The 20,504-nt window shown below is 63.7% G+C and carries 22 protein-coding genes; 11 read left to right on the top strand and 11 right to left on the bottom strand.

The window, feature by feature from the left end:
* Positions 1-9 precede the first annotated feature (9 nt).
* Complete coding sequence (locus LY254_RS09635) at positions 10-1,161, top strand: N-acetylglucosamine-6-phosphate deacetylase (protein WP_247476862.1); 1,152 nt, start codon at positions 10-12, stop codon at positions 1,159-1,161.
* Between the two features lie 32 nt (positions 1,162-1,193).
* Positions 1,194-1,919 carry a magnesium protoporphyrin IX methyltransferase gene (gene bchM, locus LY254_RS09630; RefSeq protein ID WP_247476860.1) on the top strand — a complete coding sequence of 242 codons (726 nt, stop codon included), beginning with the start codon at positions 1,194-1,196 and terminating at the stop codon, positions 1,917-1,919.
* On the opposite strand, the gene LY254_RS09625 is transcribed toward bchM, so the two are convergent.
* From LY254_RS09625 to LY254_RS09610, 4 genes are read right to left on the bottom strand one after another with little or no spacing between them, the layout of a single operon-like run.
* A complete protein-coding gene (locus LY254_RS09625) occupies positions 1,890-2,159 on the bottom strand; it encodes a hypothetical protein (RefSeq protein ID WP_247476858.1) in 270 nt (89 codons plus the stop codon). The genes bchM and LY254_RS09625 overlap by 30 nt on opposite strands.
* Positions 2,160-2,163: 4 nt before the next feature.
* Entirely contained in the window at positions 2,164-2,835 is a 672-nt protein-coding gene (locus LY254_RS09620) for a pseudouridine synthase (RefSeq protein ID WP_247476857.1), read from the bottom strand.
* A complete protein-coding gene (locus LY254_RS09615; RefSeq protein WP_247476856.1) occupies positions 2,828-3,559 on the bottom strand; it encodes a response regulator transcription factor in 732 nt (243 codons plus the stop codon). Before LY254_RS09615 ends, LY254_RS09620 begins: the two co-directional genes overlap by 8 nt.
* A 9-nt stretch (positions 3,560-3,568) precedes the next feature.
* Positions 3,569-4,120, bottom strand: coding sequence for a hypothetical protein (locus LY254_RS09610; protein ID WP_247476855.1), 552 nt, complete (start codon positions 4,118-4,120; stop codon positions 3,569-3,571).
* A gap of 8 nt (positions 4,121-4,128) precedes the next feature.
* On the opposite strand from LY254_RS09610, the gene LY254_RS09605 reads away from it, so the two are divergent.
* On the top strand, positions 4,129-5,277 hold the full coding sequence (locus LY254_RS09605) for a cysteine desulfurase family protein (protein WP_247476854.1): 1,149 nt from the start codon (positions 4,129-4,131) through the stop codon (positions 5,275-5,277).
* Positions 5,278-5,351: 74 nt separating this feature from the next.
* Positions 5,352-6,122: a hypothetical protein gene (locus LY254_RS09600; RefSeq protein ID WP_247476853.1), complete on the top strand. Its 771-nt coding sequence runs from the start codon at positions 5,352-5,354 to the stop codon at positions 6,120-6,122.
* On the opposite strand, the gene rsmH is transcribed toward LY254_RS09600, so the two are convergent.
* Positions 6,123-6,992, bottom strand: coding sequence for a 16S rRNA (cytosine(1402)-N(4))-methyltransferase RsmH (rsmH, locus tag LY254_RS09595; RefSeq protein WP_371820541.1), 870 nt, complete (start codon positions 6,990-6,992; stop codon positions 6,123-6,125).
* A 95-nt stretch (positions 6,993-7,087) separates the two neighbouring features.
* Between rsmH and LY254_RS09590 the strand changes: the two genes are divergently transcribed.
* The 3 genes from LY254_RS09590 (at position 7,088) to LY254_RS09580 (ending at position 10,582) form a co-directional block, all read left to right on the top strand.
* Positions 7,088-8,272 carry an NAD(P)H-quinone oxidoreductase subunit H gene (locus tag LY254_RS09590; protein WP_010313409.1) on the top strand — a complete coding sequence of 395 codons (1,185 nt, stop codon included), beginning with the start codon at positions 7,088-7,090 and terminating at the stop codon, positions 8,270-8,272.
* Positions 8,262-8,684, top strand: coding sequence for a DUF2752 domain-containing protein (locus LY254_RS09585; protein ID WP_371820458.1), 423 nt, complete (start codon positions 8,262-8,264; stop codon positions 8,682-8,684). Before LY254_RS09590 ends, LY254_RS09585 begins: the two co-directional genes overlap by 11 nt.
* A 173-nt stretch (positions 8,685-8,857) precedes the next feature.
* Entirely contained in the window at positions 8,858-10,582 is a 1,725-nt protein-coding gene (locus LY254_RS09580; protein ID WP_247476852.1) for a cyclic nucleotide-binding and patatin-like phospholipase domain-containing protein, read from the top strand.
* On the opposite strand, the gene LY254_RS09575 is transcribed toward LY254_RS09580, so the two are convergent.
* Positions 10,572-11,258 carry a hypothetical protein gene (locus tag LY254_RS09575; protein ID WP_247476851.1) on the bottom strand — a complete coding sequence of 229 codons (687 nt, stop codon included), beginning with the start codon at positions 11,256-11,258 and terminating at the stop codon, positions 10,572-10,574. The genes LY254_RS09580 and LY254_RS09575 overlap by 11 nt on opposite strands.
* A gap of 60 nt (positions 11,259-11,318) precedes the next feature.
* On the opposite strand from LY254_RS09575, the gene LY254_RS09570 reads away from it, so the two are divergent.
* The gene (locus LY254_RS09570) at positions 11,319-11,768 is read left to right on the top strand and encodes a thioesterase family protein (RefSeq protein ID WP_247476850.1); all 450 of its coding nucleotides are present in this window, start codon (positions 11,319-11,321) and stop codon (positions 11,766-11,768) included.
* A 166-nt stretch (positions 11,769-11,934) separates the two neighbouring features.
* Here the strand turns inward: LY254_RS09570 and LY254_RS09565 are convergent, their stop codons facing one another.
* The 4 genes from LY254_RS09565 to menA are packed head-to-tail and all read right to left on the bottom strand — an operon-like array spanning position 11,935 to position 15,281.
* Complete coding sequence (locus tag LY254_RS09565; protein WP_010313418.1) at positions 11,935-12,201, bottom strand: TM2 domain-containing protein; 267 nt, start codon at positions 12,199-12,201, stop codon at positions 11,935-11,937.
* A gap of 46 nt (positions 12,202-12,247) precedes the next feature.
* On the bottom strand, positions 12,248-13,462 hold the full coding sequence (locus LY254_RS09560; RefSeq protein WP_247476849.1) for an AMP-binding protein: 1,215 nt from the start codon (positions 13,460-13,462) through the stop codon (positions 12,248-12,250).
* Positions 13,459-14,430: an o-succinylbenzoate synthase gene (gene menC / locus LY254_RS09555; protein WP_247476848.1), complete on the bottom strand. Its 972-nt coding sequence runs from the start codon at positions 14,428-14,430 to the stop codon at positions 13,459-13,461. The genes LY254_RS09560 and menC overlap by 4 nt, the downstream gene beginning before the upstream one ends.
* Positions 14,430-15,281 carry a 2-carboxy-1,4-naphthoquinone phytyltransferase gene (menA, locus tag LY254_RS09550; protein ID WP_247479846.1) on the bottom strand — a complete coding sequence of 284 codons (852 nt, stop codon included), beginning with the start codon at positions 15,279-15,281 and terminating at the stop codon, positions 14,430-14,432. Before menA ends, menC begins: the two co-directional genes overlap by 1 nt.
* A 122-nt stretch (positions 15,282-15,403) precedes the next feature.
* Between menA and LY254_RS09545 the strand changes: the two genes are divergently transcribed.
* The 3 genes from LY254_RS09545 (at position 15,404) to LY254_RS09535 (ending at position 19,515) form a co-directional block, all read left to right on the top strand.
* Positions 15,404-16,828: an isochorismate synthase MenF gene (locus LY254_RS09545; RefSeq protein WP_247476846.1), complete on the top strand. Its 1,425-nt coding sequence runs from the start codon at positions 15,404-15,406 to the stop codon at positions 16,826-16,828.
* The gene (locus tag LY254_RS09540; protein ID WP_247476844.1) at positions 16,828-17,703 is read left to right on the top strand and encodes an ion transporter; all 876 of its coding nucleotides are present in this window, start codon (positions 16,828-16,830) and stop codon (positions 17,701-17,703) included. Before LY254_RS09545 ends, LY254_RS09540 begins: the two co-directional genes overlap by 1 nt.
* A gap of 153 nt (positions 17,704-17,856) precedes the next feature.
* On the top strand, positions 17,857-19,515 hold the full coding sequence (locus LY254_RS09535) for an FkbM family methyltransferase (RefSeq protein ID WP_247476843.1): 1,659 nt from the start codon (positions 17,857-17,859) through the stop codon (positions 19,513-19,515).
* Positions 19,516-19,520: 5 nt separating this feature from the next.
* Here LY254_RS09535 and gshB read toward each other — a convergent pair whose 3' ends face one another.
* Positions 19,521-20,504 (bottom strand): glutathione synthase, encoded by a 984-nt coding sequence (gene gshB / locus LY254_RS09530; RefSeq protein ID WP_247476842.1) that lies wholly within the window; start codon positions 20,502-20,504, stop codon positions 19,521-19,523.

Genomic DNA, 20,504 nt, shown 5'->3' with positions numbered 1-20,504 from the left:
GAGGATGACATGGTTCCGTTCTCGCATCGAATGCGCTGGCTGAGCCACGTTCGCCTGCCTGGAGAGCCGGGGCTCTGGCGCATTGGCCTCGCCCAGGAGCAGATCGCCGCCATCCAGCCGCTGCCCCAGGGAAGCGCCGCCGCTGGTGAGAACTGGTCTGGCGACTGGCTCAGTCCCGCCGGCATCGATCTGCAAATCAACGGTGGCCTGGGACTGGCCTTCCCCGAATTGCAACCCAGCGATCTGCCCAAATTGCTGGAGCTGCTCGAGCTGCTCTGGCGCGATGGGGTTGAAGCCATCAGTCCCACGCTGGTCACCTGCGGGGTCGCCCCCCTGCGCCAAGCCCTGGGGGTGCTGAGGGACGCGCGCGCAGAGCACCAACGCGGCCGCTGCCGGCTGCTGGGGGCGCACCTGGAGGGCCCGTTTCTCGCCCATGGCAAACGCGGAGCCCACCCGGCCGAGCACCTCGCAACCCCCAGCCTGGAGGCCCTCGATGCCCGCATCGGCGGCTTCGAAGAGGACATCGCCCTGGTGACCCTGGCGCCGGAATTACCGGGTTCCGATGCGGTGATTGCCGCCCTGCGCAGCCGAGGGATTGTGGTCAGCCTCGGGCACAGCGAGGCCACGGCGGAGCAGGCCTCCCATGCCTTCGATCAGGGGGTGGGGATGCTCACCCACAGCTTCAATGCGATGGCAGGACTGCAGCACCGCAGTCCTGGACCGATTGGCGCCGCCGTCCGACGCGGGGACGTGGCCCTGGGCTTGATCGCCGATGGCGTCCATGTGGATCCGACCATGGCGGTCCTGCTGCAGCGGCTGGCACCCGAGCAGGTCGTGCTGGTGAGCGATGCCCTCGCTCCCTATGGCCTGGCCGACGGGCTGCACCGCTGGGATGAGCGCACCCTGATCGTCGAACAGGGGAGCTGCCGACTCGAAGACGGCACCTTGGCCGGGGTCACCCTGCCCCTGCTCGAGGCGGTCAGGCGCCTGGCCCGTTGGAGTGGCGATGCCGATCGCGCCATCGCCGCGGCCACCGTCCTGCCCCGGCGCCTGCTGGGTGCGCCAACCCGCGTGCGGGAGCAACTGCAGGCCCTGCCCCTCGGCGAAACCCTGCGCTGGAGCGGGACCAGTGCTGAGCTGCGCTGGAGCCGGGCCGCCTGAATAGGATCCGCCCCACCTCCCCCCTGCGCCGAATGCCCGCCGATCAGCTCCTCAACGACAAGGCCGCCGAGAAGCAGGCCGAGAAGCAAGAGGTGAAGGGCTACTTCGAAACCACCGGTTTCGATCGCTGGAACCGCATCTACAGCGAGTCCAGTGACGTCAACAAGGTGCAGCGGAACATCCGCATCGGCCACCAAAAGACCGTCGACAACGTGCTGGCCTGGCTCCAAGAGCAGGGGAACCTGGGCGGCCGCAGCTTCTGTGATGCCGGCTGTGGCGTCGGCAGCCTGACCTTGCCGCTGGCGCAGCTGGGCGCCGGCTCAATTGCCGCCTCCGACCTCTCGGGGGCCATGGTCCAGGAAGCCGAGCGCCGGGCCAATGAAGCCGGCATCGCCCCAGGGCGCGTCAGCTACCTGGCCTCCGACCTGGAGAGCCTGAGCGGCAGCTACGACACCGTGGTCTGCCTGGATGTCTTCATCCACTACCCCCAGGAACCCGCCGAGGACATGGTGCGCCACCTCGCCTCCATGGCCGAGAAGCACCTGATCGTCAGCTTTGCCCCCTACACACCGGTGTTGGCGGTGCTCAAGAAGATCGGCCAGCTCTTCCCTGGACCCAGCAAAACCACCCGCGCCTACACCCTGCGCGAGAAGGGAATTGTCCAGGCCGCTGAAGCGGCGGGCTTCGTGCTCAAGCGCCGCAGCCTGAACAAAGCCCCCTTCTATTTCTCACGGCTGCTGGCCTTCGAGAAGGCCTGAGGGCAGGGGCGCCTCCAGCGCCAAACCCCTCGGCTCCAAAAGCAGGCGATGGGCATGGAGCTGGTAGCCACCGGCTCCGGGCAGCACCTCAGGGCGCGCCGCTCCGCCCGGCAGATACAGGGGATCCCCCAGCAGTGGAGCGCCCAAGGCGGCGGTGTGAATCCGGATCTGGTGGGGCCGTCCCGTCGCAATCTCCACCTCCACCAAACAGCCCACCGGCCGGCGCTCGAGCAGGGTCAAGGCACTACGGGACTCCAGGGCTGAGGGATCGCCCGGGAGGGCCGCGCACCACAACTGCCCCAGCAGCACATGGGGCCGCCGGCCAATGGGAACCGTGATCGCTCGGCTCTCGCCGCAGCGCCAGTCGGCCGCCTGTCTCATATACACAACACCGACCCCACGAGACGACGGCTGATGCTGCGGTGCGCTCCCGCAGCTGGGCACTGAGCTGCGCCCGGGTCTCGCGCTGCCGCGCGCAGACCAGCAGGCCCGAAGTGAATCGCCCCAGGCGATGCACGGGCCGAGCCTCGGGCGCCCAGGCCTGGAGCTGCGTCAGCAGGGTGTGCTCCAGGAATCCACCGGCGGGCAACACCGGCAGGCCACTGGGTTTGTTCAGCACCAGCAGATCACCGTCATCGAAGACGACCGCGCGCTGACTCAGCACCGGCACGGCGGCCTCCTCCCAGGGGGGCCGATGCCAGATCAACTGATCCCCGGCTGCCAACGCTGCATCGGCCCGGAGCTGCTGGCCGTTGCACCAGATCTCACCGGCGGCCAGGCGCTCCCTCCACACCGACGGATCGGAATGGCCATAGCGCTCGGCGTAATAGCCAACCGTGCTCTGGGCGGCCGCCTGGACCCGGTCCCGGTAGCGGTGACCGCGGTTGAGGGCCGCCGGCAGCCAGGCCCTACTCAACCAGGCCGTTTTCGAGGGCGTAGCGCACCAGCTCCGTGCGGCTGGCGGTGCCGGTCTTGGTGAACAGCCGGCTGACGTACTTCTCGACGTTACGGATCGAGGTCTCCAGACGCCGGGCGATCTCCTTGTTCATCATTCCCTCCGCCACCAGCTGCAGCACCGAGGCCTCCCGGGGGGTGAACTCATGCTTCACCGCCGCAGTGGGCTGCTTGCTGCCACCGGTGGCCAGCAGGGAGCGGATCTCGGTGATCTGCTTGGCCATCTGCCCGATGTCCGCATCGGCGAAGCGGGCGGCCTCGGTCAACAGGCGCTCCTGACGCTTGACCACGTTGTGCACCCGGGCCACCAGCTCGTCGGGGTCAAACGGCTTGGGGATGTAGTCGTCGCAGCCGGCCTGGAAGCCCTCGATGCGATCGGCCGTCATGCCCTTGGCCGTCAAGAAAATGACGGGGGTGCCGCCCAGGCGCTCGTCCTCCCGCAGCTTGCGCAGCAGGCCGTAGCCATCCAGGCGGGGCATCATCACGTCGCTGATCACCACATCGGGCAGCAGCTCCTGGGCCTTAGCCCAACCGTCCTCTCCATCGACGGCTGTCGTGACGACAAAACCCTCGTCTTCGAGGTAGGCCTGCACGGCCGTGCGCAACCCCGGTTCGTCATCCACCAACAGCAAACGGGCTGGTGCCGCTGGCGTGACGTCTTGTTGGGTATCAGGTTCGAGGCTCATCGCCGCAATCTATCGAGGGTTTCCAGGCAGGACCTGCTGCTGCTCGATCAGCTGGCCGGAGTAGCCCAAATGCTTAGCCAGGGCCGCGAGGGTGGCGGGATCCTTACCGGCCTGCTCGGGGAAACAGGCGGCCCACCAGATCTTGTGATCCAAGCGGTTGGCCTCGGTGACCTGGCCGCCGGGGTTGAGCTCCTTGATCAAGAGTTCGTTGCGGCGCTTGGTCAGGCGCATGGGCGCACTGGCACTGCAGCGCAGGTTGTCCACGGCCAGCTCCACCCCGGTCGGGGATTCCACCCAGACGACGATGGTTCGCGCCGTGGGGTCATTGGGATCGGGCTTCACGCCGTGCACCCCAATCAGGTGCCCCCCTTCGATCGTTCCCCATTCCCGCAGCACCACCAGATCGGCCGGGCGCTGCTCCGAGGGCTTGAAGAAAACGCCATCGCGCACCTCCTGGGCCTGGGCGCCCAGCCCTGCAGCGGCGGCGGCGCCCAGCAGCAACGACAGCAGTGGAATGCGACGGCCCATGGCGCCCGAGTTCGGCAGCATGGTTGCCAGCATGGGCGTCCATGGCCTCCGGCGTCACCTATCTCGACTATCAATCCACCACCCCCTGCGATCCGGCGGTGGTGGAAGCGATGGCGCCCTGGTGGAGCGACGCGTTCGCCAACCCCGCCAGTCGCCTGCATCGACCCGGGCTGACCGCTGCTGCGGTGGTCCAGCAGTCCAGGACCGCCATCGCCGGCGCCCTGGGTCTGACGGCTGAAGAGCTGATCTTCTGCAGCGGTGCCAGCGAAGCCAACAACCTGGCGATCAAGGGGGTGGCGGAGGCGGAGTTGCGTCGCGGCGGCACCCGCCGGCGCCTGATCTGCCTGGCGACCGAACACCGGGCCGTGCTCGATCCGATGCGTTATCTGGCGGGGCATGGCTTTGAGCTGGTCTGCCTGGCCCCCCAGGCCAATGGACTGATCGACCTGCAGCAGCTCGAGGCCGCCCTGAGCCCGGAGACACTGCTCGTCAGCGTCATGGCCGCCAATAACGAGATCGGCGTTCTCCAGCCGCTCGAGGCCATCGGCCAGCTCTGCCGCCAGCAGCAGGTGCTGTTCCACTGCGATGGCGCCCAGGCAGTCGGCCATCTGCCCCTGCAGCCGCGCGCGCTCGGCATCGACCTGCTCAGCTTCAGCGGTCACAAGCTCTATGGCCCCAAAGGCATCGGCGCCCTGGCCATCGCCCCTGGGGTCGATCTCGCGCCGCAACAGCACGGGGGCAGCCAAGAGCGCGGCCTGCGGGCGGGCACCCTGCCGGTGCCCTTGATCGTCGGCCTCGCCAAGGCCGTGCAGCTGGCCGAGGCGGATCGCGAGGCGCGGGGGCTGCGGCTCGCCGGGCTGCGGGATGCCCTCTGGGAGCGCTGCCAGGCCCTGGGCGGCATCCAACGCAACGGCGCCGGAGCCCCCTGCCTGCCCCACAACCTCAACATCAGCATCGAGGGCGTCGAGGGCAACGCTCTGCATCAGGCCCTGCGCCGCAGCCTGGCGGTCAGCAGCGGCTCCGCCTGCGCCGCGGGCGAACCCTCCCACGTGCTCCAAGCCCTGGGCCGCAGCCGCCTGGAGGCCGCCGCCTCGGTGCGCTTCAGCCTGGGGCGCTCGAGTAGCGGCGCCGATGTGGAGCGGGCGGGGGACGTCCTGGAGGAAACGCTCAAGACCCTTCGCCGGGCCTAGCGCTTCAAAAGCTCAACATTGGTAGGCAGGCGCTGTCGCGGTCGCTACTTTCCGGCCAAACACCTGCTTTTTCGATGGGATTGCCCACCCCAGGCACCAACAAGCTCTCGATCCTGCGAGCGATTGAGGATGGCTGGCAGGCCTTCTGCCGCGCCCCCTGGCCCTTCGTGCTGTTCCAGGTGCTGGTGCTCGTGATCATGGCCCCCTTCATCGGCCTGATCACCAGCGGCCTGCTGCACCTGGCCCTTGGCGCTCCGGCCCTGCTTCATCCCGTCGCCACCAAGATCGGCCTGGTGGTCGGAATCATCGGCTACATCATCGTGGCCCTCTGGGCCGCCGTGGGGCTGACCCGCGGTGCCTGGACCAGCCTCGAAGGCCAGAAACCCAGCTTCAGCAGCTTCACCCGCTGGGATAGCGATGCCAGCGGCCGCCTCTTCGGCTCCAGCCTGCTGCTGGTGATCGTGCTGGCGGTCGTGGGCGCCGTCGCCTGGGGCATCGGCTTCGGCCTCGGCAAGGTCAACACCGTGCTGTTCTGGATCCCCGTGATCGCCTTTGCGATCTTCAAGATCTGGCTGGTCGTGACCCAGCAGTTCCTGGTGCCGATGTCGCTTTATGGCACTAAGCGCCCGGTCGAAACCCTGCAGGCCGGCATCGACGGGGTCAACCCCAGCTGGTGGACCGTGCTCTGGTTCGTGATCGTCGAGAGCGTCGTCGCTGGCGTCGCCTACCTGTTCAACGCCGGTGGCCTGCTGGTGCTGGCTCCGGTGCTGATCTGCGTAAGCACCGCGGCCTACCGCCAGCTGTTCGGCAGCCAGGACCACACCGGGATCATGAACAACAACTGATCAGCTCAGATCGCGCCGCCTAGCGACGCGCCATTTTGCGGAACGGCTGCGAGGGTTGGAGCTCTGCTCCTCCTCTCCAGCCGTTTCTGGTTTTCGGGTCACCCGTTGCAGCCGCTCGTCGCTGCTGAAGGCGGTTTTGACGCGGCGATCCTCAAGGGAGTGAAAACTGATCACCCCCATCAGGCCGCCGGGCTCTAACCAGTCGGGGGCTTGCTGGAGCAGGCGATCCAGGGCCCCCAGTTCGTCGTTGACGGCGATGCGCAGGGCCTGGAAGCTGCGGGTCGCGGGATGGATCCGTCCGCGGCGCGCCTTGGGGGCGTAGCAACCCGCCACCAGGTAGGCCAGGGCATCGGTGCCGGCGAAGGGCCCCTGTTCAGCGAGGTGCTGCTTGATCTTGCGGGCGATGCGGCGGGAGAGCCGCTCCTCTCCATAGGCGTAGATCAAATCCGCCAGTTCCGTCTCCTCTAGGCGCTCGATGAGCTCCGCCGCGGTCTCACCGGCCTGCGGGTTCATGCGCATGTCCAGGGGACCGTCCTGGCGAAAGCTGAAGCCCCGCTCCGCCACATCCAACTGGGGGCTGCTCACCCCCAGGTCCGCCATGACCACCAGGGCCGGCTCCTGGGGCTGGTAGTCCGCAAAGTTGGTCGCGACGATGCTGACCCGGTCTCCAAAGGGCTCCAGGCGCTCCGCCGCAGCCTGGCGAGCCGTGGGGTCCTGGTCCAAGCCCACGAGCCTCAAGCTGGGGTGCGCCTCGAGCAACAGGGCGCTGTGGCCGCCCCCGCCGAGGGTGCAATCGATCAGCAGGCCACCACCGCGCTCCTGCAAAAGGGGTTCCAGCGCAGTGAAACTGGCCAAGACCTGCGCGGCCAGCACAGGCACGTGATCAAAGGCCTGTCCCAGCGGAGGTGTAAGCAACGGGCCCTTCCTTCCTAAGATCCCGCCAGCGAGCCCTCTTCCTCGGCCCCATGACGCAGCTGGAAACGCGCACGGAGCCGATGGTGGTCAACTTCGGGCCCCACCACCCCTCGATGCACGGGGTGTTGCGGCTTGTGGTGACCCTCGATGGGGAGGACGTGGTGGATTGCGAGCCGGTCATCGGCTACCTCCACCGCGGCATGGAAAAGATTGCCGAGAACCGCACGAACGTGATGTTCGTGCCCTACGTCAGCCGCATGGACTATGCGGCCGGAATGTTCTACGAGGCGATCGTGGTCAACGCCCCGGAGCGCCTGGCCGACGTGCCGGTGCCCAAGCGGGCCAGCTACATCCGCGTGTTGATGCTTGAGCTCAACCGCATCGCCAACCACCTGCTCTGGCTTGGCCCCTTTCTTGCGGACGTGGGCGCCCAGACGCCGTTCTTCTACATCTTCCGCGAGCGGGAGATGATCTACGACCTCTGGGAAGCAGCCACCGGTCAGCGTCTGATCAACAACAACTACTTCCGTATTGGTGGTGTAGCCGCAGACCTGCCCTACGGCTGGCTGGACAAGTGCCTGGACTTCTGCGACTGGTTCGGCCCCAAGATTGATGAATACGAAAAGCTGATCACCAACAACCCGATCTTCCGCAAGCGGATTGAGGGTCTCGGCACGATCACCCGCGAGCAGGCGATCAACTGGAGCCTGTCGGGCCCAATGCTGCGCGCCTCCGGGGTGCCCTGGGACCTGCGCAAGGTCGACCACTACGAGTGCTACGACGACTTCGACTGGAACGTGGCCTGGGAGAAGGAAGGCGACTGCTTCGCCCGCTACCGCGTGCGCATCGAGGAGATGCGCCAGTCCCTCAAGATCCTGAGGCAGGCCTGCGAAATGATCCCGGGCGGCCCGACCGAAAACCTGGAAGCCCGCCGCATGGCCGAGGGCAAGGGCAGTGAATTCGCTGGCTTCGACTATCAGATCGTGGCCAAGAAAGTGGCGCCCACCTTCAAAATCCCCAACGGCGAGCTCTACACCCGTCTGGAATCAGGCAAGGGAGAGATCGGTGTTTTCCTGCAGGGCAACAACGATGTGACCCCCTGGCGCTTCAAGATCCGCGCGGCCGACTTCACCAACCTGCAGATCCTTCCCCACATCCTCAAGGGGGCCAAAGTGGCAGACATCATGGCGATCCTGGGCTCGATCGACGTGATCATGGGCTCGGTTGACCGCTAATCGGTTTCTTCAACGGATTCAACTCAGCGGCTATCTGCTGCCTGCCGGACTCACCGGCGCGCTCTGGCTGAAGGGCCTGCACCCGGGCCTGCCCGGCTGGAGCTGTCCGCTGCGGGCACTCACGGGCGTTCCCTGCCCGACCTGCTATCTGACCCGCGCCACCGCCGCCAGCTTGACCGGCAATCTTGATGGGGCCCTGCAGCTCCATGCTTTTGGCCCAGTGGTGGCGGGGGCCCTACTGGCTTGGTCCGTGTTCTCGATCCGCCAAAGGCGCCTGCTGCCGCGGGGGATCCCGGCCTGGCCCCTGGGGAGCTTCGCCGTCGGTTTGCTTGCCTACTGGCTCATGCGCATTGTCGTCAACATTGGAGACATGGCAGCACCCGCATGGCTTCACTTCCCGCTCTTGAGTTAGTTGCTATTAACAGCAATCAGAGGTGAGGCCGACACAGATAGAGCGCATAGACTCACCAACCTCACACAATCTCTAAACGGAATCTTTCGCGAGGACCAGCAGACTGTAAGGCGCTCTCCTTGACGAGCCACGACTGCCTTCATACGGTAGGCAGAAGGCCAAGCCTGACCCGCATGAGAATCATCGAGAAGCTGGTCAGTATCTCACCGTTCTTTGACTGCATTGATCCGTCCGACATCAAAGGCGAACTGTTCAAAGTCGAGCATTTCGAACCCGATGAGTTGATCTTTCAACAGGGCGACACAGGCGGAAAAGCCTATGTCGTACTGGAAGGCATTATCAGCCTTTATGAATTATCCAACTCACGAACGAAAACGCCATTTCACAGGGCTTCAAAAGGAAGCCTCTTTGGAACATACGCAATGCTCTGCGGCAATGCGAGATCAGCAACCGCGATCGCCACAACGGAGAGCACTCTTGCTTCCATTGACAGCGACGCGTTCAACCAATTACTGGATCAATCACCGAGACTCTGCAAAAGAATGCTGGCCTCAATCGCACGCGAGGCCTCGAGAGGAAGAACACTGAACAAGGGCCATGGCGCAAGGCTCATTGTGATCAGAGACAGCCTGAATCGCACCGACTCCAGCGGAGCGGAGCAACTCTGCGACGCACTCTCTCAATCAAAAAAGATCGACATCATTGACAAACGCAGAGGCACATGGCCACACGAGGAACAAATCGCCGATATCACTCGATCGATCGAGAATGAACGCTCAGTCGCATTCCTCATTGACGAACACACACTGATCTCGGCTTCCAACCTAAAGCTCATTGATGCCAACCTTCTTTTGATCAGCGGCAATGAGATTAGTGCCCAGATATCCACCAGAAAGGATGAAGTGGTTGACCTCATTCGACTCTGGCCATCGGAGCAGGAAAAACCCGATCCGCTACAAGAAAGGGCAAGCAGCCTAACAGTTCACCATGTCTACAATGTGCGCAAAGATTGTCAAACCGACGCCTTAAGAGCGGCGCGGTGCATCCTTGGAATCGCAACGACTTTGGTACTTGGGGGCGGAGGAGCCAAGGGCTTCGCACATGTCGGCGCCATCAAGGCTCTTCAAGAGACAAGAGCACTAGAACTTGATTTGATCTACGGGGTCAGTATTGGATCCTTCGTTGGCATGCTTTGCTCCTTTGAGATGCCCTGGGAGGCTATTTATAAGTACATGAGAGTGATTTTTGTCGATGGCTCTCCCTACTCTTTTTCCCCGTCATTCCACTCCCTTCTTCAGTACAGCACAGGCCTCGAACAACTCAAGACCGATTACAGCAGTTTCGACATTCACGACACCTGGATTCCTTTTCGACCACTTTCCACAAATATCTCAAGAAACCATCTGACAGCCTGGTCGGCTGGGAACCTACTGGATCGCGTGATCGCGAGCATGTCGATTCCAGGCATACTTCCACCGGTCCAAATGGAGGATGGTTCTCTTCACGTTGACGGCAGCGTTATTGACAACCTTCCGATTACCGAAGCGCGGAGCTCAACTTCAGGAGTCGTGATCGCAATCTCTCTCGACCATGGAGAGGGCCAACGCACGATCCCAACGCTTGCCGATAGCAAAGGCGCCATCATTCAATGGCTATCCAGGGCCGGCCTGGCCAAGCGATCGATGCCATTACTAACCGACACAATCTTGTATTCCATTCTGGGCGCTGCACGACAAAAGTCAGACGACGCGGAACATCTTGCGGACTGTGTACTCAAACCAGACCTGATGTCAGCAGGGCTCCTCGACTGGAGCTGCTGCGACACAGCGCTCGAAGCCGGTTACAGAGAGGCGAAGAACAAGCTACAAGGCGTAGAGCTCCAACCAATCACGAACTAATTAAACCCTTGCTGTAAGCGGCATTCTGCAGGTAAAAAGAGCTCACCGGTAGCGCCAAAAGCGCGCCGAAACCACAGGTGCAGATCGACACCACCAGAACAAGAAGGGTCGTGAGCAGTTCCAGACCCAAATACTGGATCCCCTGGGGAGAGCGAAAGAGGGCCTGGACCGACGCGGCAAAAGCATCGGTCACGCTCAAGTTAGTGTTGAAAATGCGATTCACATAGAGAGGGGTGACGAACAAAATCAACACCCCTGGAAGCACGCAAAAGAGGAAGCCCACCAGAACCAGGACCGTAAACAGAACACCAGCCCAGAGGTAACGCCAGGGCTTCTCGAACAGCGCTGCAAAGGCAGCCTGAACCGTAATCACCTCACCGCGTTCGTAATAGAGAGCGGGAATAGCCGCAAGCAACACCCCGACGAAACTGGAGAGGACCATGAAGGGCAACTGACCGAGCTGCCCCAGGACCATGGCCAACACCGTTCCACCGCCATTGGGGTCGGCGCCGCTGAGCATCGTCAGCAAGGCACTGATCACGAAATAGACCACCGTGCCGATCACGCTGATGCCCATCGCCGCGATCCAGGCCAACAAAATCGCAGGCACGTGAGCAACAAAGGCTTCCCAGGCCCGATTAATGCTGGGTGATTCCGTAGCCAGCGGCGAGGCCATGTCATCCCTCAAACTGAACCCATCGTGCAGAGCCCTTCGCGGGTTTGACTTCGGCCTGCAATGAATCCGAACAGCTGGTTGATGCTTTGCCGCAGCGTGCGTTTCGGTGAAACCGACGCCGCCGGGGTCATGCACTTTCAACAGCTCCTGCGCTGGTGCCATGAGGCCTATGAAGAAAGCCTCGAGCGCTTTGGCCTCAACGCAGCCGAGATTTTCCCGACCCCTGGGTGCACTCCAGAGGTGGGCCTACCGATCGTTCACTGCAGCGCCGATTTCCGCCGCCCTTTGGTCTGCGGATCCCCGCTGGCCATCAGCCTGAAACCGACGCGGCTCGATCCGGGCTGCTTTGAAGTGCGCTACAGCTTCAGCAGCGACGACCAGCTGGTCGCTGAGGGGCTCACACGCCATCGGGCCATCCGCAGCGACGGCCGGCAACGCTGTGAATTGCCGCCAGGGATCAATCGTTGGCTGGAAGCCTCTGCCCTACAAGGCGGGATTCAGCCCCTTTAGAGATAACGCCGAGACACCAGAACAGCGCAGCCAGTTGCAGCGGCAGCAAACTCGCCAGCAAGGCAAAGGGGTGGAATCCCTGGGCAGGAACCGTTGAGAACAAGCCCACACTGACCAGAGCGGAGAGCGGCAGGATCCAGCGATGGGCCGACTTCAAGGCCACACCTCAGAACCACTCTTTGCTGTTCTGGATGTAGATCGACTCAAATTCTTCTGGGGTCTTCGTGAGGTAGATGATTCCCTCAATGATTCCAATCACGCCCATCACAAAACCAGCGATGCCACAGGTCAACACCGTGACCAGCAACATGATCAGCCCAGCGGTGTTGTAACCCAGCACGAATTTGTGCACACCGAATGAGCCCAAAAAGATCGCCAGCAAGCCAGCCGCGAGCTTTTTATTGCTGGCTTCGGTGAGGTTGCTCTCGACCATCGGTCCTCCCGCCACAGGCCGCTTCTAGCAAAGGCCGCTGGATCTGTCACGGCAGGGACTGGAGCCAATGGCGCCAGCGCTGGCGCTCCCACTTGCCCATGGCATTGCGCTCCAAGGCCTCACAGCAGAGCCACTGACGGGGCCGCTGGGCCGGAGGCAACAGCTCAGCCAAGCGCTGCAGAGCGCGCTCCAGCGCTGGCCAGTCCTGCGGTCCGGCCGGCCGCACCAGGGCCAGCAAGCGGGCGCCCCACAGGGGGTCCTCTACCGGAAGCAGCAGCAGCGACTCGATCGGCAAACCCGCGTCCTTCAGCCGTTGCAGCAGCACCAGCTCCACCTGCTCAGGGAACACCGTTTCCCCACCGCTTTGGATCGCACCATCCAACCGGCCCAGCAGCTGAAGACCACCCGCATCAAGGCGGGCGCGGTCGCCACTGCTCCACCAGCCCTGCTGCAACGGCAGGGGCTCCCAGGCCTCCCCAGACCAGAGGGCCGCCGCCAGGCTCTCGCCGCGGATCTGCAGGGCGCCAGTGCAGGGGTCAACCTGCAGCTCGGCATGGGACAGCGGCTGGCCGCATCCGCTTTGACCCGCCAAAAAGGCCTGCGGCAACTGAGCCGCCACCATCGCCCCCGTCTCCGTACTGCCGTAGCAGGGGGCCAAGGACAGGCCCTCGCACCGGCAGGCCTCCGCCAGCGCCTCTGGCAAGGCCGCTCCACCCACCCAGATCACGGCACAGCCGCGCAACCAGGCCAGAGCGCGGGGATCCTCCAGCAGCCGCTGCAGCTGCGTCGGCACCAGCGAGACCAGCGCCGGCCGCTTGCGATCGAGGGGGGCGTTTTCAACAAGCAGCGCCGGGTCCCGCAACCACTGCGGCGGCAAACAACGCATCGGCACCCGCCACTGCTGGGCCCGCACCAGGGGCATCAGGCCGCTGATGTGGTGCAGCGGCAGGGGGTTGAGCAGCTCACAGTCCCCCGGATCGAGGCCGACGCCCAGGAGCCATTCGGCCGTGGCTGTGGCCGCGCGCTGCAGGCCAGCCAAGGGCTGCAGGCACCAGCGGCGCGCGCCGGCACTGCCGCCGGTGCCCAGCACGACTCCCGGGCCCAGGTCGGCCGGCAGGGCTGCCTCCAACAGGGGCGCCACCATCTCCTGTTCCTGGGGCGCCACCACCGCCGTGGTCAGTCCATCGCGCCAACTCAACCGCAGCTGCTCGGCCAAGGCCGCACGGTCCCCCTGATCCAGCAGCAACTGCAAAGGGCTCATGGGGCTGCCGCCTCCCAAACCTGCTGGGGATCGGCGCTGAACAGGGGGCCCTCTGGCTGCCAGGCGGGCGCCAGGCCCGGGGCCACCGGAGTGGGGCCGAGGGCCTGGAGACCAGCCAGGTGATGCAGAAAGCGCCGGCCAATCCCTGTCTCGAAGGCCGTGCTGACCACCAGGCGGGGCAGGCCCCGCTGCAACTGCTGAAGCAGAGGACGCGGATCGCCCTCCGCCAGGGGCCGGTGCACGCGCCAGCCCGTCCAGTCGGCGCCATAGAGCTCCGGGCACTGCCGCAGGGCTTCATCGAGGGCCACTGGAACGCGCTCCGCCAGGGCCCTCAGCCCCTGGACATCAGCGGGAGCCAGCGGCTGCTCCAGCCACTGCAAGCGCGACTCGCCGTGCAGGCGCTCCACCCAGTCCTGGGCCGTCTGACGATCCCAGGCGCCGTTGGCATCCAGGCGCAGGTGCCAATTCAGTGGGAGTTGCTGCAGCAACCGATCCAACAGCGTGCGCTCCTGGGCATCAGCGCCGACCGCCACCTTCCACTTCACAGTCCGGGGAGCCGCGGATGAACGCTCCAGCAGGGCCGCCATGGCCGGGAGAACCTCCGAACCAGCTGGCAGCAGCTCGGCGGAGGTGGGCGCCTGGAGCCAGCAGTCCTCGCCCAGGCCATCCAGCTCAGCCAGGGCCATCCCCAAGCCCAAGGCCAGGGCACTGGGCAGCTCGGGCAGCTGCGCCTCGAGTCCGCTGCGCTCCTGCTCCAGCGGGAATTGCTCGAGGGCCTGCTGCAGCGGAAGCCGCCCTGGCTCAGGTTTGATCCAGGCGGCGGGCAGCTCGGGCACCTCCCCCCATCCCAAGCAGCCGCCCGGTCCCTGCAAACGAAGCAGCCAACCCCGTCGTTCGAGCCAGCGTCCTTGGGCACTGACCAAGGCACTGGGCAGCTGGAAGCGATAGGGCCGCCACTGCAGTTGCATCAGCCCAAGGCCAAGCCCAGGGCCAGACCCAAGCCGTTGAGGGCCTGGAAACGCAGGGCCAAAAACTTGCTGCCACTGATGCGCTCGGGTTCGCGGTGGTGCTCCCGCAGCAGGCGAATCAGGGCCTGGGCTGGAGGCAAGCCCGCCGCCCCCAGCAGAGCGGTCAAGGGCCAATGGTTCACCAGAACCGGCGCCCACTCAAACGCCAGGCAACCCGCCACAAACCAGGGCACCAGGGCCGCCGCCCGTCCCGTGCCCAGGCGCACCACAGGAGAGCGTTTGCCATGGGCGGCGTCCTCCTCCACCTGATGGAAGTGGGAGCAGAACAGCACCAAGGTCGTCGCCAAGGCCGGACCACTGCCCACCTCCAGGGCTGCCCGCCATGGCACCGCCGCTGCGCCCGCTGGGGCGACGGCCATCAAGCCGGCGGCCGTCGCCAAGGGACCGAAGGCCAACCAGCAAAGGGGCTCTCCCAGACCGCGATAGCCCAGGCGGAACGGGGGGCCTTGGTAGAGGTAGCCCAGACCGCAGCAGGCCAGCACCAGGGCCAGCACGGCGCCATGGCTGCGCGCAGCCACCAGGGCCATCAACAGCAGGCCGAGCAACAGAGCTCCATTGGCCAGAAGCGACACCCGATCCCGCCGGCCCGTGAGATTCACCAAGGAATGGGGCTTCCCGTGGGCATCGACGCCCGTGTCCGCATCAAAGACGTCATTGGCCAGGTTCTCCCAAGCCAGCAGCAGCACGGCCGCGAGCAGAAACAACAGCAGCTGATCCAGCCGCACCGGGAGCTCCTGCTGCACGCGCCAACCGGCGGCCAGCAGGACTGGCATCACGGCCACGGCATACATCGGCCACTTGATCGCAGCCTTCCACAGGCGCCTGCGCTCGGCGGCAGGGGCATGAAGGCTTGCGACGACCTGAGGCTCGTCAGCGGGCAGGGGCAACTCGAGGTGCGGGAAGGCCCATACATTTGAGCAGCCGCATCGGCCCGTTTCGGTTGCAGGCCCCCACCAGCGTCACAACCAGCTTCAGCGATCTGCTGACCGCCGCCCAGGCGGGTGAGCGCCAGCTCGAGGGAGAGGGCGTGCTCAGCCTGGCCGTGGCGATCCCCAGCCGGGATCCGATGGCGCTGCTCAGCCAGCTGGAAGAGGGAGAGCGGTTTCGCTTCCTCTGGGACAGCGCCCCCGGGCTGTGCCTCGCCGCCAGCGGACGCTGCAACAGCCTGGAACTCAGCGGTCCCCGGCGCTTCGAATTAGCCCAGCGCTTCAGTGCCGTCAGCCTCAATCGCCTGGCCGCACCGCAACACTGCCCGCCCCTGGCACGGCCCAGGGTGCTGTTGGCGTTCTCGTTTTTTGACAGCCCCCTGCACGAAGGCGAAGGGGTCCCTGGCGTTCAGGCGGTCCTGCCCCGCTGGCAGCTGAGCAAGCAGGGGCGCCACTGCTGGCTGCGGCTGCAGCGCAACCTCGGCGGGGACATCAGCGCCCGCAGCGTCGCCGAAGAACTCTGGGAGCAGGCCGAGCGCCTGGGTGCCCTGCCCTCCGATCCCAGCGCCGACCAGGGGCATGCCCCCGGTCCGGCCATCGCCAGCCGTTCCTCCTGGCAGGAGGGCTACCGCTCGGTGGTGCAGCGGGGCGTGGAGCTGGTCGAGGAGGGTCGCCTGCGCAAGTTGGTGCTGGCGGTGCGCCAACAGCTGCTGCTGGATCAACCGCTCGATCCGCTCCAACTGTTGGCCCAACTCCGGCTGCGCCAACCCGGCAGCTGCCGCTTTCTCTGGCAGCAGGCTGGAGGTCCAGCCCTGCTGGGCGCCTCGCCCGAGCGACTGCTGACGGTGCGCCAGGGACAACTGCGCAGCGACGCCCTGGCCGGCACGGCGCCGGTGGGGCCGACGGCCGAGCTGCTGACCCGCTCCGACAAGGACCGGCGTGAACACGAACTCGTGGTCGAAGCGATCACCGACGTCCTGCGCGCCGCAGGCCTGACCACCCGCAGACCGCGTCACCCGCGACTGGCCCGGCACGGGCAGCTGGTGCATCTGCACACCCCCATCAGTGCGGCGCTCGAGGACCAACAACCGCTCTCCCTGGCGGCCGCCCTGCATCCCACCCCAGCGGTAGCCGGCCTTCCCCGCCGCGAGGCCATGGCTGCCCTGCGGAGCCTGGAACCCTTCGAGCGGGGCTATTACGCCGCACCGATCGGCTGGATCGACAGCGAAGGGGACACGGAACTGCGCGTCGCCATCCGCAGCGGCAGCCTCCAGGGCCGCCGGCTCGAGCTCACCGCCGGCGCTGGCCTGGTGCGCGGATCCGCAGTTGAGCGCGAGCTGGCGGAAGTCGCCCTGAAGCTGGGGGTCCTGCAACAGCAACTCGATCTGCCCCACAGCGAGAGCCTGCGCTGATGCAGCTGGGGGTGGGCACGGTCCTTTTAGCCCTCTGCCTGCTGGCTGCCCTGGGGCTGCGCCAAGGGCTGGGCAAAACCCGACTGGAGCGGGTGATCTTTGAATCCGACACCCCCTCCGGGAAAAACTTCGACCTCGCTCTGCTGATCGCCATCGGCTCCAGCGTGCTGCTGGTGGCTCTGGAAAGTGATCGCCAGCTGGACACCCTGTTTGGCCCCTGGTTCAGCGGCGCCGAGTGGGTCTTCTCCACCCTCTTCAGCCTGGAGTATCTGCTGCGCCTGCTCTGCAGCCGCACGCCCCTGCGTTACGCCCGCAGCTTTTTTGGCGTGGTGGATTTGGTCTCGAGCATTCCGCCCCTCCTGACCATTGGCATCCCCATCGGTCAGGCCTTTCTGATCATCCGGGTGCTGCGCCTGCTGCGGGTATTCCGGATCCTCAAGCTGGGGGCCTATCTCACCGAGGCCGATCAGCTGCGTCAGGCCCTCGTCCAGAGCCGCCGCAAGATCACGGTGTTCCTGCTGACGATCGTTGCGCTGGTGGTCTTAATCGGCACCTTGATGTACGTGATCGAAGGCCCCGAGAGCGGTTTCCGCAGCATCCCGATCGGCATCTACTGGGCCGTCGTGACCATCACGACCGTGGGCTACGGCGATGTCGCTCCCGTCACCCCCCTCGGCCGGCTTGTGGCCTCACTGGTGATGCTCCTGGGCTACAGCATCATTGCCGTGCCCACTGGAATCGTCGGAGCCAAATTCCAGCAGATGCAGCGGTTGCAACCGACCCTGGTGCAGCGCAGCTGCGGGCAGTGCCACACCACGAGCCACAGGGCTGAAGCTCAGTTCTGCGATCACTGCGGAGCAGGCCTACCGAGCTAGGAGGCGCTCCATCGTCTGATCGGCCAAGGGGGGATGGGGTGGGGATAGAGAACGCAAAAACATACCCCAAGTCAAGACTCGCAAAAACAAAGGCATCAGACCAAGGAATGGATAAGCTATACCCAGGCAACCACACTCCTCAGCAAGTTTATCGTGAGCAAAGAGCTACAGATAGAGCAAGCAATCACCGAAATAAAAACGGTGATCAGAGAGAGGACACCTCACAATCCCATCCTGCACGGATGGAAGAGCTACTCACAAACGGATGAGGACGGAATTATTGAATACTGCCTGAAGAGGATAGGAAATGTTTCCGCCGAAAGCAAAACTTTTGTCGAGATAGGATGCGGCAATGGGACAGAAAACAATTCTCACCTGCTCTTGCTAAAGGGCTACCGCGGGGTATGGATTGACGGCTCAAAATCCAATATCGATTTCATTGCAACTAATATTGGAGGGCGCAGCTTCGACGATCTCCTTGTCATAGAACAGCTCATTTCGCCAAGTGAAGACGAACTGCCGAAACGCTGCAAGGGATTCCTTGGAACAGATTCACTAGACTTCCTGAGCATTGACATCGATGGCTATGACGAAGAAATAGCCCCAACGTTCATACAAACCTTAAATCCAAAATTAATCTGCGTTGAGTACAATGCAAAGTTCAGGCCTCCAATAGCGCTAAAACTCACCCCCGAGAACAATCATCAATGGGGTGGAGATGACTACTACGGCTCATCCCTGCAGTCATGGGTCGAGATGATGAGCAATCTCGGATTCACACTAGTCTCATGCAATATTAGCGGTGTAAATGCATTTTTCATAAAGAATGAACTACTTCACTGCCTAGAGGAAATATACGACACCGAGTCCCTTTATATGCCTGCAAGATACTGGACTGCAGAAGGCAATAATCATGGCCACAGAGCCAGCCTCAAGTGGCTCAAACAGCGACTAGCCAGGCGCGACCAAGGAACGAGCAATCATACACTTATAAAGACACGGCTGTTTCAATTATTTTGCCTCAAAGAGGACTACTTAACAAACGAACTAAAGAGAAATCGTCACTATCACGAGCACAATATCCGGCTTACGACGGAGCACCTTGTGGAAAAGTGGGGATTTTCGCCTGAGAACTTTTTAAATATCGGCGCCAACATTGGCCTGTATTCAATCTATGCACTTAAAAGCAAGCTCTACCAAACATGCATTGCAATTGAGCCGAGCCCGATCAATTTTGAACTTCTACAGAAAAACATCTCTCTCAACAACTTAAGCCCTTATTTCAGCGCGATCAATGCTGCAGTAAGCGATTTTGACGGGGACGCTGAACTTGAGCTCTGCTCAAGAAATTGCGGCGATCATCGCGTGCGAGATCCAAGGATCCCCAAAAATGCGAAAGAAGTAGACAACGAGTCCAAGAGAAGGACCGCTAGAACAACCGTTTTCAAGCTCGACTCTTTAACAGATCGCTATGCACATACCCTCTCACCCAACAAAACTCTTGCGTGGATCGACACCCAAGGACACGAAGGGCATGTACTCAAAGGTGGAACCAAGACCCTCCACAAAGAGTGTCATAGGTTCGCAGTTGTTGAATTCTGGCCTTACGGGCTGCAAAGAACCAAGGAAGGCCCAGAACTATTTTATGAAGCAATCGATCAGTGCGAGAAGGTTCTCCTTATGAGAACCACCAGTCATCAGGATTTCTTTGAACAAGTCTCGCTCGAAGACATCAAGCGTCTCTATGAAGTCAACCTGAACTCCACCCGCCAAGGGTATTACCCACACAACGACTTACTTTTGGTGTTTTAGCCCCCCTACCCAGCTAGGAGGCGCTCCAGCGTCTGATCGGCCAGGGGGATACCGCTCAGACGCTCCACCTCACGCACGCCGGTGGGGCTGGTGACATTGATCTCACTCAGGCGTCCATCAATGACGTCGATGCCGACGAAGAACAGCCCCTCTGCCCGCAGGCTTGTGGTCAACTCCGCGCAGATCTCCCGCTCCCGCTCCGTCAGTTCCGTCGCCTGGGGCGAGCCACCCACCGCGAGGTTGCTGCGGAACTCCCCGGCCGCGGGCTTTCGGTTCACCGCCCCCAGGGGCTCACCATCCACCAAGAGGATGCGCTTGTCACCGGCCGTCACCGCTGGGAGAAAGGCCTGGACCATCACCGGCAGGGCCTGTTGGGCCGTGACCAGCTCAAGCAGGGCCTTTAAACCCGGCGCTGCTCCATGGCTGCGCACGACCCCTTGACCGGCTCGCCCGCCGAGGGGTTTGAGCACCACATCACCGTGGTCCGCAGCAAAGGCCGCCAGTTGCTCCACATCAGCGCTGACCAGGCTGGGGGCCATCAGATGGCTCCAACGCAGCGCTCCCAGCTTTTCGTTCCAAGCCCGTAGCGAAGCGGGGCGATTCAGGACCCGCACCCCCTGGCGCTCCGCCAGCTCCAACAGGTGGGTGGCGTAGAGGTACGCCTCATCCACCGGTGGGTCCTTGCGCATCCACACCAGCGGAAAGCTGCTGAGGGGAAGCCAGCGGGGCTCATCCGCTTCAAACCACTGGTCCGGGAGGTCCCAACCGCTGGCCGTTGGCTTGATCTCAGCCAGGCGAATCGGCTGGGCCTGCACCAGGGCGTCCTGGCCTTGAACGGAAAGCTGGGCTGGCGTACAGACCCAGACCTGCTGACCGGCGCGCTGGGCCGCCTGCATCAGGGCGACGCTGGAGTCTTTGGTTGGACGCAGCCGTGCGATCGGATCGATCACAAACAGCTGCGCGGGCAGACCGCTAGTGAGAGCGCTCAA

The sequence above is a fragment of the Synechococcus sp. NB0720_010 genome, from assembly GCF_023078835.1.
In the GTDB taxonomy this organism is placed as follows: Bacteria; Cyanobacteriota; Cyanobacteriia; order PCC-6307; family Cyanobiaceae; genus Vulcanococcus.
The sequence above is the reverse complement of the archived record's forward strand: the minus strand, read 5'-3'. Positions and strand labels throughout refer to the sequence as shown.